This window comes from Streptomyces sp. NBC_01314 (genome assembly GCF_041435215.1).
Classification (GTDB): domain Bacteria; phylum Actinomycetota; class Actinomycetes; order Streptomycetales; family Streptomycetaceae; genus Streptomyces.
This window is the reverse complement of record NZ_CP108394.1, coordinates 4547745-4563026: the sequence shown is the minus strand read 5'-3', so window position 1 is coordinate 4563026 and position 15282 is coordinate 4547745. Positions and strand designations below refer to the sequence as shown.

Annotated in this window: 17 protein-coding genes and 4 tRNA genes; 15 read left to right on the top strand and 6 right to left on the bottom strand. The window is 69.9% G+C overall.

Annotated elements, in window-relative coordinates:
• Positions 1 to 27 precede the first annotated feature (27 nt).
• On the bottom strand, positions 28 to 1284 hold the full coding sequence (locus OG622_RS20005; protein ID WP_371577771.1) for an APC family permease: 1257 nt from the start codon (positions 1282 to 1284) through the stop codon (positions 28 to 30).
• Between the two features lie 228 nt (positions 1285 to 1512).
• On the opposite strand from OG622_RS20005, the gene OG622_RS20000 reads away from it, so the two are divergent.
• Positions 1513 to 1779 carry a GlsB/YeaQ/YmgE family stress response membrane protein gene (locus tag OG622_RS20000; RefSeq protein WP_371577770.1) on the top strand — a complete coding sequence of 89 codons (267 nt, stop codon included), beginning with the start codon at positions 1513 to 1515 and terminating at the stop codon, positions 1777 to 1779.
• A 153-nt stretch (positions 1780 to 1932) separates the two neighbouring features.
• On the opposite strand, the gene OG622_RS19995 is transcribed toward OG622_RS20000, so the two are convergent.
• Entirely contained in the window at positions 1933 to 2421 is a 489-nt protein-coding gene (locus OG622_RS19995) for a YajQ family cyclic di-GMP-binding protein (protein ID WP_371577768.1), read from the bottom strand.
• 166 nt (positions 2422 to 2587) lie between these two features.
• On the opposite strand from OG622_RS19995, the gene OG622_RS19990 reads away from it, so the two are divergent.
• Both OG622_RS19990 and OG622_RS19985 read left to right on the top strand, forming a co-directional pair.
• A tRNA-Tyr gene (locus OG622_RS19990) sits at positions 2588 to 2669 on the top strand.
• Between the two features lie 119 nt (positions 2670 to 2788).
• Positions 2789 to 2995 (top strand): hypothetical protein, encoded by a 207-nt coding sequence (locus OG622_RS19985; protein ID WP_371577766.1) that lies wholly within the window; start codon positions 2789 to 2791, stop codon positions 2993 to 2995.
• A gap of 52 nt (positions 2996 to 3047) precedes the next feature.
• On the opposite strand, the gene OG622_RS19980 is transcribed toward OG622_RS19985, so the two are convergent.
• Positions 3048 to 3704, bottom strand: a complete 657-nt coding sequence (locus OG622_RS19980; protein ID WP_371577764.1) for an NAD(P)H-binding protein — start codon at positions 3702 to 3704, stop codon at positions 3048 to 3050.
• Positions 3705 to 3826: 122 nt separating this feature from the next.
• On the opposite strand from OG622_RS19980, the gene OG622_RS19975 reads away from it, so the two are divergent.
• Positions 3827 to 4906 (top strand): hypothetical protein, encoded by a 1080-nt coding sequence (locus OG622_RS19975; protein WP_371577763.1) that lies wholly within the window; start codon positions 3827 to 3829, stop codon positions 4904 to 4906.
• 560 nt (positions 4907 to 5466) lie between these two features.
• Here OG622_RS19975 and OG622_RS19970 read toward each other — a convergent pair.
• On the bottom strand, positions 5467 to 6735 hold the full coding sequence (locus tag OG622_RS19970) for an amidohydrolase family protein (protein WP_371577761.1): 1269 nt from the start codon (positions 6733 to 6735) through the stop codon (positions 5467 to 5469).
• A gap of 351 nt (positions 6736 to 7086) precedes the next feature.
• Between OG622_RS19970 and OG622_RS19965 the strand changes: the two genes are divergently transcribed.
• The 6 genes from OG622_RS19965 (at position 7087) to OG622_RS19940 (ending at position 9670) form a co-directional block, all read left to right on the top strand.
• Positions 7087 to 7159 (top strand) — tRNA-Thr (locus OG622_RS19965).
• A gap of 46 nt (positions 7160 to 7205) precedes the next feature.
• Positions 7206 to 7278: transfer RNA gene (locus OG622_RS19960), tRNA-Met, on the top strand.
• A gap of 91 nt (positions 7279 to 7369) precedes the next feature.
• Positions 7370 to 7534, top strand: a complete 165-nt coding sequence (gene rpmG / locus OG622_RS19955; protein WP_046706212.1) for a 50S ribosomal protein L33 — start codon at positions 7370 to 7372, stop codon at positions 7532 to 7534.
• A gap of 115 nt (positions 7535 to 7649) precedes the next feature.
• A complete protein-coding gene (locus OG622_RS19950; protein WP_371577760.1) occupies positions 7650 to 8102 on the top strand; it encodes a MaoC family dehydratase N-terminal domain-containing protein in 453 nt (150 codons plus the stop codon).
• A 7-nt stretch (positions 8103 to 8109) separates the two neighbouring features.
• A complete protein-coding gene (locus OG622_RS19945) occupies positions 8110 to 8538 on the top strand; it encodes a MaoC family dehydratase (RefSeq protein WP_371577759.1) in 429 nt (142 codons plus the stop codon).
• Positions 8539 to 8614: 76 nt separating this feature from the next.
• Entirely contained in the window at positions 8615 to 9670 is a 1056-nt protein-coding gene (locus OG622_RS19940; RefSeq protein WP_371577757.1) for a UDP-N-acetylmuramate dehydrogenase, read from the top strand.
• Here the strand turns inward: OG622_RS19940 and OG622_RS19935 are convergent.
• On the bottom strand, positions 9660 to 10718 hold the full coding sequence (locus OG622_RS19935) for an adenosine deaminase (RefSeq protein ID WP_371577755.1): 1059 nt from the start codon (positions 10716 to 10718) through the stop codon (positions 9660 to 9662). The two genes, OG622_RS19940 and OG622_RS19935, sit on opposite strands and share 11 nt — an antisense overlap.
• 136 nt (positions 10719 to 10854) lie before the next feature.
• Positions 10855 to 12081 carry a pyridoxal phosphate-dependent aminotransferase gene (locus OG622_RS19930; protein WP_371577753.1) on the bottom strand — a complete coding sequence of 409 codons (1227 nt, stop codon included), beginning with the start codon at positions 12079 to 12081 and terminating at the stop codon, positions 10855 to 10857.
• 251 nt (positions 12082 to 12332) lie between these two features.
• On the opposite strand from OG622_RS19930, the gene OG622_RS19925 reads away from it, so the two are divergent.
• The 5 genes from OG622_RS19925 (at position 12333) to rplA (ending at position 15180) form a co-directional block, all read left to right on the top strand.
• Positions 12333 to 12405 (top strand) — tRNA-Trp (locus OG622_RS19925).
• 114 nt (positions 12406 to 12519) lie between these two features.
• On the top strand, positions 12520 to 12807 hold the full coding sequence (secE, locus tag OG622_RS19920; protein ID WP_371577751.1) for a preprotein translocase subunit SecE: 288 nt from the start codon (positions 12520 to 12522) through the stop codon (positions 12805 to 12807).
• Positions 12808 to 12884: 77 nt separating this feature from the next.
• Positions 12885 to 13736: a transcription termination/antitermination protein NusG gene (gene nusG, locus OG622_RS19915; protein WP_371577749.1), complete on the top strand. Its 852-nt coding sequence runs from the start codon at positions 12885 to 12887 to the stop codon at positions 13734 to 13736.
• Positions 13737 to 13916: 180 nt separating this feature from the next.
• Positions 13917 to 14351 (top strand): 50S ribosomal protein L11, encoded by a 435-nt coding sequence (gene rplK, locus OG622_RS19910; protein WP_006383482.1) that lies wholly within the window; start codon positions 13917 to 13919, stop codon positions 14349 to 14351.
• A gap of 103 nt (positions 14352 to 14454) precedes the next feature.
• Complete coding sequence (gene rplA / locus OG622_RS19905) at positions 14455 to 15180, top strand: 50S ribosomal protein L1 (protein WP_371577746.1); 726 nt, start codon at positions 14455 to 14457, stop codon at positions 15178 to 15180.
• The last annotated feature ends 102 nt before the right edge of the window (positions 15181 to 15282 follow it).

Below are 15282 nucleotides of genomic sequence, written 5' to 3'. Positions count from 1 at the left end.
AGCGCCGGTAGCGCGCCCGGGACCCGTTCAGCCGCTCCGGCCCGCCCACCACCGCCGTACGGCGTACGCCGTCGCTCCCGCGCCCAGCACGGCGGCGCCCACGCCCACCGACAGCGCGGGCAGCGCGCACGCCAGGACCGCGCACCCGGCGAGCCCGACGACCGGCACCACTCGGGACGCGGGCGCCGAACTCAGCGTCCAGGCGGACGCGTTGGCGACCGCGTAGTACGTGAGGACTCCGAAGGAGGAGAACCCGATCGCGCCCCGCACGTCGACGGTGGCGGCCAGCACGGCGACCACGGCACCGACAGCGAGCTCCGCCCGGTGCGGTACCCGGAAGCGAGGGTGCACGGCGGCCAGGGCGCCCGGGAGGTGCCGGTCCCGGGCCATGGCGAGGGTGGTGCGGGAGACACCCAGGATGAGCGCCAGCAGGGACCCGAGCGCGGCCACGGCGGCCCCCACCCGCACCACGGGCACCAGCCCCGGCACACCGGCCGCCCGCACCGCGTCGGCCAGCGGAGCCGAGGCCCGCCCCAGCCCATCAGCACCCAGCACCGAGAGAACCGCGACGGCGACGGCCGCGTACACGACCAGCGCGATGCCCAGCGCGAGCGGGATCGCCCGCGGGATGGTGCGCGCCGGATCCCGTACCTCCTCACCCAGGGTCGCGATCCGCGCGTACCCCGCGAACGCGAAGAACAGCAGCCCGGCCGCCTGCAGCACCCCGCCCGCGCCCCCAGAGGCCCCGCTGCCCAGCCGCCCCGCGGCCGCCTCCGCGGAGCCCAGGCACACGACCACCACGGCGGCGAGGATCGCCAGCACCACGGCCACGATCGCCCGCGTCAGCCACGCCGACTTCTGGACGCCGCCGTAGTTCACGGCGGTCAGCGCCACCACGGCCGCCACCGCCACGGCGTGCGCCTGCCCCGGCCACACGTACGCCCCCACGGTGAGCGCCATCGCCGCGCACGAGGCCGTCTTGCCGACGACGAACGACCAGCCCGCCAGATATCCCCAGAAGTCGCCGAGCCGCTCACGCCCGTACACGTAGGTGCCGCCCGACGCCGGATACAGAACTGCCAGCCGCGCCGACGACATCGCGTTGCAGTACGCCACCACGGCGGCGATCGCGAGCCCGAGCAGCAGCCCCGACCCGGCCGCGCGCGCGGCCGGGCCCAGGGCGGCGAAGATCCCCGCGCCGACCATCGACCCGAGCCCGACGACCACCGCGTCCCCGACCCCGAGCGTGCGGCGCAACCGGGCGTCCGATCCGGTCCGTGTCATGCGCCGCACCCTACTGATCGCAGCAACCACCGGACGTCATCCGGGCGTCCTCCCCGACAACAGAGCGAGAACAAGCAAGCAGAACCAGCAAGCAGGACAAACAGGCGGGACAAACAGGCGGGACAAACAGGCGGGACAAACAGGCGGGACAACAGGGCACCTGGCCTCTGTGGGGGGAAACACAGCGCGGGTAGGCGCAGGTACGGCACGAAAGGGCAGGTTCACGGCATGAGCATCATCGGCTGGATCATTCTGGGGCTGTTGGCCGGCGCCATCGCCAAATTCCTGCTGCCGGGCCGGGACCCGGGCGGCTTCATCGGCACGACCCTCATCGGCGTCGCCGGCGCCTTCATCGGCGGCTGGATCTCCGCCCGCTGGCTGGGCCACCCGATCTCCGAGAACTTCTACGACGGCGCCACCTGGGCGGCCGCGATCGGCGGCTCCCTGGTCCTGCTGATCGCCTACCGCCTCCTGTTCGGCCACTCCCGCCGCTGAGCGCGTACGCAAGCACCACCCGGAACCGCGGCCGGTGGGCGAGAAGGGTGGGCACCCCGGTCGAACCGGCGTGCCCACCCTTCTCCGTCTTCTCCGTTACGACCTCAACCACGTGGCCGACACGACCTCAACCACGGGGCCGAATCCGGATGATCACCGATAGTTGACGAACTGCACCGCGAAGTCGAAGTCCTGGCCCTTGAGGAGGGCGATCACGGTCTGCAGGTCGTCGCGGCTCTTGGAACTGACACGCAGTTCCTCGCCCTGGACCTGAGCCTTGATCCCCTTGGGGCCCTCGTCGCGAATGATCTTCGCCACCTTCTTGGCGTTCTCCTGGGAGATGCCCTCCTCGATCGACGCGAAGAGCTTGTACTCCTTGCCGGACAGCTGGGGCTCACCCGCGTCCAGCGACTTCAGGGAGATCCCGCGCTTGATCAGCTTGGACTGGAAGACGTCGAGGATGGCCTTCACCCGGTCCTCGGAGTTCGCCTCCATCAGGATCTTCTCGCCGGACCACGAGATCGAGGCACCGACGCCCTTGAAGTCGTAGCGCTGCGAGATCTCCTTGGCGGTCTGGTTGAGGGCGTTGTCGACCTCCTGCCGCTCGACCTTCGAGACGATGTCGAAACTGGAGTCGGCCATGTCCTGTGGCTCCTTGCATAGGGGTATCCGGGGGCGACAAGCCTAGCCACCCCAGCCCCTGCGAGTACTGATCAATCAGGTGGCGGAGCACCCCCGGGCATCAGGTATCGTTTACGTCGTTGCCACGGAGCACCGCCGAAAAGCGGTTCGAAGGGCAGCAATCCCAGGCGGTGTGCCCGAGTGGCCAATGGGAACGGACTGTAAATCCGTCGGCTTAGCCTACCCAGGTTCGAATCCTGGCGCCGCCACGTGGAGGGAAGCCCCTTCCGGACTGTGAGAACGGTCCGGGAGGGGCTTCTTCGTGTGCGGGCACGGCCCCCAAGGCGACGGACCAGGGGAGCGACGCGTCGCGAGGCACACTGACTGCATGTCATCGCGTCGTAGGAACTGCCCCGAATGCCGTCGTGAGATCGCCGTCGTGGCAGGGCGGTTCGCGCGGCACGATCCGCCGGGGGCGAGCGGGGAACTGGTGTCGTGTCCCGGGTCGCGCAGCCCGGCCCGGATCGGGGCGGCCCAGCCCGCGCTCGACGGCTTCGTCGTACCCGAGTTCCCCGGTCAGTTGGCGCTGTTCTGAGCCCCCGGGCCGGCTGCCGCTGGTTCTCGGCGAGGCCCCCGGCCCACCGTTCTCAGTTGCCCGCCACCGACTTCACGGCCACGGACACGGGCGTCGAGCCGCTGATGACTTCCAGGGTCAGACCGGCGGTGGCCGGGGTGTCCAGGAGTTCGGCGAGCGTCGCGGCCACGTCGTCGCGGGGGATCGGGCCGCGGCCCGTGGACGCCTCCAGCCGTACGAGACCGGTGCCGGCGTCGTCGGTCAGCATGCCGGGGCGCAGGATCGTCCAGTCCAGCGCGTCCAGGCCGCGCACATACGCGTCGGCCTCGCCCTTCGCCCGCTGGTAGGTGTCGAAGATGTCGTCGCCCCGGTGCGCGGGGTCCGCGCCCATGGACGAGACGACGATGTGGCGACGTACGCCCGTCCGCACCGCGGCGTCGGCGAACAGGACCGCGGCCGCGCGGTCGACCGTGTCCTTGCGGGCCGCCCCGCTGCCCGGTCCGGCGCCCGCCGCGAACACGGCGGCGTCCGCGCCCACCAGATGCGCGGCGACCTCCTCGACCGACGCCGACTCCAGGTCGCACAGCACCGGTTCGGCACCGGCCGCACGCAGATCGTCCGTCTGTTCAACGCGGCGGATGAGCCCCGCGACCTCGTGACCGCGCGCGGCGAGCAGTCGCTCCAGCCGCAGCGCGATCTGACCATGACCTCCAGCGATGACAATGCGCATGGTTCCGACCGTACGCCCGAGCGGATGCGTTTGCCGCGCAACCATCCGGCCGTCCCATGTGTCTCCACAGTGTTCGCCGCGTCGGCGAGCGCCGGAATCACGGGGGGAACACCATCACCGCCATGCGTACAGCCACGCGCAAGACCGTCGTACGTACGTCCATGGAGCGCGCGTCCCCCGCCGGGGCGCCCGTACTCCGCCGTGCCTTCACCGGAGTCGGCTGCGCCGCGGCCGTGCTCGTCACGGTGGCCGCGTGCGGGACCGTCGAGAACCTCACCGCGGGCCAGAAGGTCGACAGCGCCGTCGAGCGGCTGGGCGAGCAGAAGTCGCTGGCCTTCGGGATGCGACTCGATGCCGACCCGGACGACCTCGTCGCGCTGATGGGCGAGGACAGCGAGGAAGTGCCGCCGGAGATGGCGGAGTTCTTCACCGGGCTGCGCGTCGACGTGTCGGTCAAGTCGAAGAAGCCGCTGGCCGAGTCCGGTGAGAAGGACATCGCCGGCATGGGCATGAAGATCTCGGGCGACGAGGGTGTGCTCGTCGAGTACCGGCTCGTCGGCGACTACACGTACTACCGCGCCGACCTGGAGACCCTGGGCGACACGATGGGCATACCGTTCCCGTCGGCCGACGAACTCCCCGAGGACGCGAAGCACTTGCGGCCGGCCCTTGAGGGTAAATGGGTCAAGATCAATACCGCTGACCTGCAGGAGCTCGGCGAGGACGCGAGGGCCGAATCCGGCTCGGGCGGCTCCGACGAGCTCGACGCCAAGACCCAGAAGAAGATCCTCGGCGCCGTGCGCGGTGTTGTCGCCCGCGAGGTCGGTTTCAAGACCAAGGACGGCAAGGACGGCACCGAGGTCATCACGGCCAAGGCCAACTTCCGTGAGCTGCTCACCGGCATCATCGACAAGCTCCAGCCCCTCAAGGGCGATCTGCCGCCGGGGGCCGAACTCCCCACGGCCAAGGACATGAAGGAAGCCCCGAACAAGGACGTCGCGGTCGACTTCACTCTCAAGAACGGTGACTTGACCCGGATCGAGACCGACCTCGCCGTCCTTGCCGACGACCCGAAGGGCGCCAAGGCCCCCCTGGTCCTCACCTTCGGCAAGGCCGGTGACATCAGCGCGCCCAAGGGCGCCGCCGAGATCCCGGTCGACGAGTTCGCCGACCCGATCGGCAGCGGAATGTTCGGCGTCTGACCGCAACGGGAAGCCCCGGCCCCTGACCGGCAACGGGATGCCCGGCATCCGACCGCCCCGGCCGGCGGGGTGCCGACCTCACTTGTAGTCCACGCGCGCGTGAGACACGAAACCCCCCACGCGCGCGTGCCCGGACGCTCCTGCCTGAACGCCACACGCGGCTCCCACACACCGTTCCTGTGGACTGAGCGGGAGTGAGTCCGTTCAGCCGCGCGCCCCGAACGGTCCTGGGCGAGATGGTCCCCGGCGTAATCGACCCCCGGGTGGCGACACGCATCCTGTGCGTGGTCCGGGCCCGGGAGGCCCCGCGGCCGGAGGCCGCTGACGGACACAGCCCTGCGCGACCCGGCCAATGGGGTACGGCCAGAGGCGACGGGCAGGCCCTGAAACATCACACCGGTGAAACAGGGGCCCCGCACGATGACGCCGTACCCGGCGTCCCAGATCGCACGATCACGCTGACCCGAACGGCCCAGGACACCGCAAGCCCGGAAACCGACCATCACACCATCGAGCCAACTCGACCTCGTACGCACTCCTTGGCAGGCAGCTCCCACCCCTCAAGACGGTTCCCCCCGCCCCTGCCGAGGAAGGTCCAGCGCCGCGCTGGTCGCCGAGCCGCAGTACTCGCGCACGGCGCTGGTGCGTGCCACCACGCGCCCCCGGTGCACGACGATCCGGCTGTACGCGAGAGACAGCACCCCCGCGAGCCGGGCGCCGCGTACGGCCAGCAGCTCGGCGGGAAAGTCGGCCTCGACGCGCACCTCGGGCAGGCCGAGCCCGGCGCGCGCCGCCCCGCTGACGGTGTCGTACGCCTCCTCGGGCCGCAGCCCGTACCGGGAGGCGAGCAGAAAGGCCGCCTCCAGGGGGTCCCCGCGCCCGACGGGGTTCGACACGTCCCGCAGTGCTCCGCTGCCCGCCGCGACGCGCACGCCGGCCGCCCGCAGGAGCCGTACGGGGGCGGTGCCCCGGCGGTCCACGGTGCCGCAGCCGCCCTGCGGAAGGCAGACGACGGTCACGCCGGCCGCCCCGAGCTGGTCGGCGGCGCGGGAGGCGGCCTGCGAGGGGAGGCGGGCGAGGCCGCCGCACGGGCCGAGAGTGACGCCGGGCCGCAGGCCGCCCACCATGGCCGCGAGCCGGGCGAGGCGGGCCGGGTCGTCGCCGTCGGTGTGCAGGTCGACCGGGCAGCCGTGCTCGGAGGCGATCTCCAGGACCGCCTCCACGTACCCGGTGGGATCGGGGTCCAGATCCGGACAGCCACCGACCACCGAGGCGCCCATCTTCACCGCGTCCCGCAGGATCGCGAGCCCGTCCGCCCCGGCCACGCCGGTCAGCACCCGGGGCATCGCCACCGTCGTCAGCTCGACGAGCCCGCGCAGCGCCCGCCGCGCCTGGAGCACCGCCGCCAGCGCCTCCAGGCCCTGTACGTCGCCCACATGGACGTGTGAGCGCACCGCCGTGGCGCCGTGCCCGAGCTGCAGCAGCGCGGCCTCGGTGGCCCGCCGCTGGACGTCCTGACCGTCGTACGGGGCCGGGCCCTCGAAGTCCGCCGACAGGGCCGTGTCGCCGTGGGCGTGCGGCTCCGCGGGGGCGGGCAGGAGCAGATGGCCGCCGAGGTCCACCCGGGTGGCGGGCACCCCGCACGCGGCTGGCCCCCCGCCCAGGCTGCCCGCCGTGCCGACCGCCTCGATACGTCCGCCGCCCAGCCGTACGTCCACCACCCGGCCGTCGGTCAGTCGTGCCCCGCACAGCAGCAGGGCGCCTGCCTCGTCCGGGCCCGAGTTCGGGCCGGAGGAGGAGTGGGACGGCTGCGGCTGACTGTCGGGCATCTCACTCCCGGGGCTCGACGACGGCTGCACGGTGACGCGTGTGGGGGATGTGGTGGAGGACACAAGATCACGCAGAGTGAGACGAGCCTAGGCGGGCCGCCCGTCCTCGTTGCGGAGGAGCGCAATAGTCGTACCGGTGTGGTTCACCTGCCGGGGGACCGCCGGGAGAACCGATGGCGATGGTGCGCGTGGGGCCCGTGCGGCCTGGGGAAACGGGACGGATCACGGCTTCGGGCGGCCCGGTGCCGACTCCCTCCGGGACCCGTGGACGGCCCATGGGCGGCTCATGGATGGGGGCGGAGAAACGGATTTGGGCGATCGGCGGTGGGGCGTGTAATGTCTTCATCGCTCGCCCCAATAGCTCAGTCGGTAGAGCGTCTCCATGGTAAGGAGAAGGTCTACGGTTCGATTCCGTATTGGGGCTCTGGTGTGAAAGGTTCCCGTCGCAAGACGGGAACCGATCGCATCACAGCGGTGTAGCTCAGTCGGTAGAGCAAGCGGCTCATAATCGCTGTGTCACCGGTTCAAGTCCGGTCACCGCTACTGACAGTAGCCGATTGCGGGGTCGGTCCTTCGATCGGCTACTCTTCTGTGCGTTGAACCCTGTCCCATCCGTTCGTCAAGGAGCACTCACGTGGCTGCCACCGACGTCCGCCCGAAGATCACGCTGGCCTGCGTGGAGTGCAAGGAGCGGAACTACATCACCAAGAAGAACCGGCGTAACAACCCGGACCGAATGGAGATGAAGAAGCACTGCCCGCGTTGCAAGGCGCACACCGCGCACCGCGAAACGCGATAAATCAGGCTCGTACACGAGGCCGTCCCCGAGAGATCGGGGGCGGCCTCGCGTCGTTGAGGGACCCTTACCGGCCAGTACCGCCGTATCCGCCGATCAACCAGGAGGTGCCGAGCCCATGGCGCTCGACCAGTCCTTCGTGGGGCGTTCCTACCCGCCCACCGACCCCTACGAGGTCGGCCGGGAGAAGATCCGCGAGTTCGCGGAGGCCGTGGGGGACACCAACCCCGTCTACACCGACCCGGAGGCCGCCAAGGCGCACGGGTACGCCGATGTGATCGCCCCGCCGACCTTCGTGTTCTCGATCACCTTCAAGGCGGCGGGACAGGTCGTCCAGGACCCCCAGCTGGGCCTCGACTACAGCCGGGTGGTGCACGGCGACCAGAAGTTCGCCCATCGGCGCCCGGTGCGCGCCGGTGACCGTCTCACGGTCACCTCCACCATCGAGGCGATCAAGTCCCTGGCGGGCAACGACATCCTGGACATCCGCGGCGAGGTCCACGACGAGTCCGGCGAGCACGTCGTGACCGCCTGGACCAAGCTCGTGGCCCGCGCGGCCGAGAAGGCGTGAGGATCCGATGACCGCGAAGATCTCCTACGACGACGTCGAGGTCGGCACCGAACTGCCCGCGCAGACCTTCGGCGTGACCCGCGCCACCCTCGTCCGGTACGCGGGTGCCTCCGGCGACTTCAACCCGATCCACTGGAACGAGAAGTTCGCCAAGGAGGTCGGCCTCCCGGACGTCATCGCCCACGGCATGTTCACCATGGCCGAGGCGATCCGTGTCGTCACCGACTGGACCGGCGACCCGGGCTCCGTCATCGAGTACGGCGTCCGCTTCACCAGGCCCGTCGTCGTCCCCAACGACGACCAGGGCGCCACCATCGAGGTCAGCGCCAAGGTCGGCGCCAAGCTCGACGACAACACCGTCCGCGTGGACCTCACGGCGATGAGCGCCGGCCAGAAGGTCCTGGGCATGTCCCGGGCGGTCGTACGACTGGCCTGACGGCCCACGCGGCGCGGCCGTCCACGGCACGGTCCCCCGCCCCTCCCGGGTGCGGGGGTCTCGTACTCTTGAGCCCGTGCAGGAACTCCACGACGCCCCCCTCGCCCCGCTGACCACCTTCCGGCTGGGCGGGCCCGCGCACCGGCTGATCACCGCGACCACCGACGACGAGGTGATCGCCGCCGTCCGCGAGGCCGACGACGCCGGTACGCCGCTGCTGCTCATCGGGGGCGGGTCCAACCTGGTCGTCGGTGACAAGGGGTTCGCCGGGACCGCGCTGGTCATCGCGACCAAGGGTTACGCACTGGACGGAACGCGGCTGGAGCTGGCCGCCGGTGAGGTGTGGACCGACGTGGTCGCCCGGACCGTCGAGGCCGGACTCGCCGGAATCGAATGCCTGGCCGGAATCCCCGGCTCCGCGGGCGCCACGCCGATCCAGAACGTCGGGGCGTACGGCCAGGAGGTCGCCTCCACCATCACCGAGGTCGTCGCCTACGACCGCCTCACCCGCGAGACGGTCACCGTCCCGAACGCCGAATGCGCCTTCACATACCGCCACAGCCGCTTCAAGGACGAACCGGAGCGGTATGTCGTGCTGCGGGTCCGGTTCGAACTGGAGGACGCCGACGGCCTGTCGGGCCCGATCAAGTACGCCGAGACGGCCCGCACGCTCGGCGTCGGACCCGGAGACCGCGTCCCCCTCGCGGACGCGCGCGAGACCGTGCTGAAGCTGCGGGCAGGGAAGGGCATGGTGCTCGACCCCGAGGACCACGACACCTGGTCCGCCGGCTCGTTCTTCACCAACCCGATCCTCACGGACGAGGAGTTCGCCGCGTTCCACGCGCGCGTGCGGGAGCGGCTCGGGGACGACGCCACCCCGCCCGCGTACGCCGCGGGCGACGGCCACACCAAGACCTCCGCGGCCTGGCTGATCGACAAGGCGGGCTTCACCAAGGGGTACGGCACCGGCCCCGCCCGGATCTCCACCAAGCACACCCTGGCCCTCACCAACCGGGGCGCGGCCACCACCGAGGACCTGCTCGCGCTGGCCCGCGAGGTCGTTTCCGGAGTCCGGGACGCCTTCGGCGTCACCCTGGTCAACGAGCCGGTGACGGTGGGCGTCAGCCTTTAGGGGCGTCCTGGTCGGCCGGGAGGGCGAGCCACTCGTCCACGCCGGCCAGCAGCTTCGTCCGCTCCTGCTCCGGCGCCGCCGACGCCCTGATCGACTGCCGGGCCAGCTCCGCCAGCTCCTGGTCCGTGAACCCGTGGTGATGGCGGGCGATCTCGTACTGGGCCGCCAGACGGGAGCCGAACAGCAGCGGGTCGTCGGCGCCGAGAGCCATAGGCACACCGGCCTCGAACAGAGTCCTTAGGGGAACGTCCTGGGGTTTCTCGTAGACACCCAGCGCCACGTTCGAGGCCGGGCAGACCTCGCACGTCACGCCCCGGTCCGCGAGCCGCTTCAGCAGACGCGGGTCCTCCGCCGCGCGCACCCCGTGCCCGATCCGTGAGGCGTGCAGATCGTCCAGGCAGTCACGCACCGACGACGGGCCGGTCAGCTCGCCGCCGTGCGGCGCCGACAGCAGGCCCCCCTCACGGGCGATCGCGAAGGCCCGGTCGAAGTCCCTCGCCATGCCCCGGCGTTCGTCGTTGGAGAGCCCGAAGCCCACCACACCCCGGTCCGCGTACCGCACCGCCAGCCGGGCCAGCGTGCGCGCGTCCAGCGGGTGCTTCATCCGGTTCGCGGCCACCACCACCCGCATCCCGAGCCCGGTCTCCCGCACGGTCGTGTCCACCGCGTCGAGGATGACCTCCAGCGCCGGGATCAGCCCGCCCAGCCGGGGCGCGTACGACGTCGGGTCCACCTGGATCTCCAGCCAGCCCGAGCCGTCCCGCACGTCCTCCTCCGCGGCCTCCCGCACCAGCCGCTGGATGTCCTCGGGCCCTCTGACACACGAGCGCGCCGCGTCGTACAGCCGCTGGAACCGGAACCACCCCCGCTCGTCCGTCGCCCGCAGCTTCGGCGGCTCCCCGCTGATCAGCGCCTCGCTGAGCGCTTCGGGCAGCCGCACCCCGTACTTGTCGGCCAGCTCCAGCACGGTCGTGGGCCGCATCGACCCGGTGAAGTGCAGATGCAGATGGGCCTTGGGCAGTTCAGCGAGATCACGTACACGCTCCATCGCCCGATCCTGCCGTACGCCCGCGCCGTCCCGGTAGCGGAATCCTCGAACGTGGTCTTGCTCGCACATACGAAAGGGCGGGACCCCATACGAAAACTCGTACGTGGTCCCGCCCTCGGGGCGGTGGCTCGGGACGTCAGTCCGTCGCCTCCGCCAGCAGCTTCTGGAGGCGGGAGACGCCCTCGAGGAGATCCTCGTCACCCAGGGCGTACGACAGGCGCAGATAGCCGGGGGTGCCGAAGGCCTCGCCCGGGACGACCGCGACCTCCGCCTCCTCCAGGATCAGCGCGGCCAGCTCGACCGTGTTCTGCGGACGCTTGCCGCGGATCTCCTTGCCGACCAGGTCCTTCACCGAGGGGTAGGCGTAGAACGCGCCCTCGGGCTCCGGGCAGAGAACGCCGTCGATCTCGTTGAGCATCCGCACGATCGTCTTGCGGCGCCGGTCGAAGGCCTCCTTCATCTTCTCGACGGCCGCCAGGTCACCCGAGACGGCGGCCAGCGCGGCGACCTGGGCCACGTTGGAGACGTTGGACGTGGCGTGCGACTGGAGGTTGGTCGCGGCCTTCACGACGTCCTTCGGGCCGATGACCCAGCCCACACGCCAGCCCGTCATCGCGTACGTCTTCGCGACCCCGTTGACCACGATGGTCCGGTCGGCCAGCTCGGGCACGACCACCGGGAGGGAGTGGAACTCCGCGTCGCCGTAGACCAGATGCTCGTAGATCTCGTCGGTCAGGACCCACAGGCCCTTCTCGGCGGCCCAGCGGCCGATCTCCTCGATCTGCGCGCGCGTGTAGACCGCGCCGGTCGGGTTGGAGGGCGAGACGAAGAGCAGCACCTTGGTGTTCTCCGTGCGGGCCGCCTCCAACTGCTCGACGGAGACGCGGTAGCCCGTGGTCTCGTCGGCGACGACGTCGACCGGGACACCACCGGCGAGACGGATCGACTCCGGGTAGGTCGTCCAGTACGGCGCGGGGACGATCACCTCGTCGCCCGGGTCGAGGATCGCGGCGAAGGCCTCGTAGATCGCCTGCTTGCCGCCGTTGGTCACGAGGACCTGCGACGGGTCGACCTCGTAACCGGAGTCGCGCAGGGTCTTCGCGGCGATCGCGGCCTTCAGCTCGGGCAGACCGCCGGCCGGCGTGTAGCGGTGGTACTTCGGGTTCTTGCAGGCCTCGACGGCCGCCTCGACGATGTAGTCAGGGGTCGGGAAGTCGGGCTCACCGGCGCCGAAGCCGATCACCGGACGCCCCGCGGCCTTGAGGGCCTTGGCCTTGGCGTCCACGGCGAGGGTGGCGGACTCGGAGATCGCGCCGATACGCGCGGAGACCCGGCGCTCGGTGGGAGGGGTTGCAGCGCTCATGGGCCCCATCGTTTCAGACAGGAAACGCGCCGGGCACGCGGGTTTCACAGACTGAACAGCGACAGAACAACCATTCGTATCCCCGGCCGGAAACAGTCGATCTTCGACGAGCAACGCCCCTACGGACGCTTTCTGTTCGACGACAGGCCTCGGACCACGTATGCTCTCTCCTCGTTGGCCTTCACCGGCCGCGCCCCTCAGGTGCACACCGAGCACCCGGTCGGATGCGGTACGTTGGGGGAGAACCGCAAAGGGTCGTAGCTCAATTGGTAGAGCACTGGTCTCCAAAACCAGCGGTTGGGGGTTCAAGTCCCTCCGGCCCTGCTACACACTCCTCACGCCAGGATGTGTGCGCATGTACGTTCAGCAATGTTCCGCCGTGCGGCTCATACCGGGCGCGGCACGGCCACGACCCGGACCGGAATCAGGTGAGGATGAATGACGGACGCCGTGGGCTCCATCGACACGCCTGATGCCCAGGACGAAGTACCCGAGGACAAGAAGAAGACCCGCAAGGGCGGCAAGCGTGCCAAGAAGGGCCCGCTGAAGCGCCTCGCGGTCTTCTATCGCCAGATCGTCGCGGAGCTGCGCAAGGTCGTCTGGCCGACCCGCTCCCAGCTGACGACCTACACCTCGGTGGTCATCGTCTTCGTAGTCATCATGATCGGTCTTGTAACTGTGATTGACTTCGGCCTCGACAAGGCCGCCAAGTACGTCTTCGGCTGAGCCGAAAGCGAAGGGCGCCGTAACCTGGCGCCCCTTTCGCGTGTTCCACCCCCATGTATCCAGGAAGAAGCAGCCACGTGTCTGACCCGAACCTGAACGACGCCATCGAGCCGGACGAGTCCGTGGATGATGAGCTCGACATCGTCGAGGGAGCGGACGAGGCCGACGAGGTCGAGGCTGCCGAGGCCGAGGCGGGGGAGCCGGCCGAGGAAGAGGCCGTGCACGTCGAGGACGACTCCGAAGACGAGGACTCCGGCGAATCCGAGGACGAGGACGCAGCCGAAGAGGCCGTCGAGGAGGAGACCGAGCCGGTCGACCCCGTCGAGGCCCTGCGTGAGGAACTGCGCGCCCTGCCCGGTGAGTGGTACGTCATCCACACGTACGCCGGCTACGAGAACCGCGTGAAGACCAACCTCGAACAGCGCGCCGTCTCGCTGAACGTCGAGGACTTCATCTTCCAGGCCGAGGTGCCGCAGGAAGAGGTCGCGCAGATCAAGAACGGCGAGCGCAAGACGATTCGCCAGAACAAGCTTCCCGGGTACGTTCTCGTCCGCATGGACCTGACGAACGAGTCCTGGGGCGTCGTCCGCAACACCCCCGGCGTCACCGGCTTCGTGGGCAACGCCTACGACCCGTATCCGCTGACCCTGGACGAGATCGTCAAGATGCTCGCGCCGGAGGCGGAGGAGAAGGCGGCCCGCGAGGCGGCCGAGGCCGAGGGCAAGCCGGCTCCCGCCCGCAAGCTCGAGGTCCAGGTGCTCGACTTCGAGGTCGGCGACTCGGTCACCGTCACCGACGGCCCGTTCGCCACGCTGCAGGCGACCATCAACGAGATCAACGCGGACTCGAAGAAGGTCAAGGGTCTCGTCGAGATCTTCGGCCGCGAGACCCCGGTCGAGCTGTCGTTCGACCAGATCCAGAAGAACTAGGCCAGTACCGGCTCCTTCTGGACCCACCGCTTCCGACCAGGTCAGACGGGCTGTCAAAAGCTTGTCTGACCTGCTCGGTTTTTGGCCGCGCATCCATACCCGTTATCGTTGTGCGGTATGCCTTCATCCGGGACGCGACCTGGGTGGAGGTGCACTCGAATCGAAAGGACCCGGAGAGCAATGCCTCCCAAGAAGAAGAAGGTCACGGGGCTCATCAAGCTCCAGATCAACGCCGGTGCGGCGAACCCCGCCCCGCCGGTCGGCCCCGCGCTCGGTCAGCACGGCGTCAACATCATGGAGTTCTGCAAGGCCTACAACGCCGCGACCGAGTCGCAGCGTGGCTGGGTGATCCCGGTGGAGATCACGGTCTACGAGGACCGCTCCTTCACCTTCATCACCAAGACGCCGCCGGCCGCGAAGATGATCCTCAAGGCCGCGGGTGTCGAGAAGGGCTCCGGCGAGCCGCACAAGACCAAGGTCGCCAAGATCACCCAGGCGCAGGTCCGTGAGATCGCCACGACCAAGCTTCCCGACCTGAACGCCAACGACCTGGACGCCGCGTCGAAGATCATCGCCGGCACCGCCCGTTCCATGGGCATCACGGTCGAGGGCTGAGCCCCACCTTCGTAGAACCCTGCGGCTGCCGTACGCGCAGCCGTGCGTGGCAGGGCCTGCTCGGCCCGTACCACGACTCCTTTCAGAACACACAGGAGCAGTTGTGAGCAAGCGCAGCAAGGCTCTCCGCGCTGCGGACGCCAAGATCGACCGGGACAAGTTCTACGCCCCGCTCGAGGCCGTCCGTCTCGCCAAGGAGACCTCCACGTCCAAGTTCGACGGCACCGTCGAGGTCGCCTTCCGTCTGGGTGTCGACCCGCGCAAGGCCGACCAGATGGTCCGTGGCACCGTGAACCTCCCGCACGGCACCGGTAAGACCGCCCGGGTCCTGGTCTTCGCGACCGGTGACCGTGCCGAGGCCGCGACCGCCGCCGGCGCCGACATCGTCGGCTCCGACGAACTGATCGACGAGGTGGCGAAGGGCCGTCTGGACTTCGACGCCGTCGTCGCCACCCCGGACCTCATGGGCAAGGTCGGCCGCCTCGGCCGCGTGCTCGGTCCCCGTGGTCTGATGCCGAACCCCAAGACCGGCACCGTGACCCCGGACGTCGTGAAGGCCGTCAACGACATCAAGGGCGGCAAGATCGAGTTCCGCGTCGACAAGCACTCGAACCTGCACTTCATCATCGGCAAGACGTCGTTCGACGACACCAAGCTGGTGGAGAACTACGCCGCGGCGCTGGAGGAGATCCTCCGTCTGAAGCCGTCGGCCGCCAAGGGGCGCTACATCCGGAAGGCCGCGCTCAGCACCACGATCGGCCCCGGCATCCCGCTGGACTCGAACCGCACGCGCAACCTCCTTGTCGAGGAGGACCCGGCCGCCGTCTGAGCCCCGAGCTCACCGGCAGCCGCGTCGCGGACGCACAGCCCGAGGACGAGCCCCGCACCTTTCGAGGTGCGGGGCTCGTCCCTTTTCGGCATACGGGCCGTT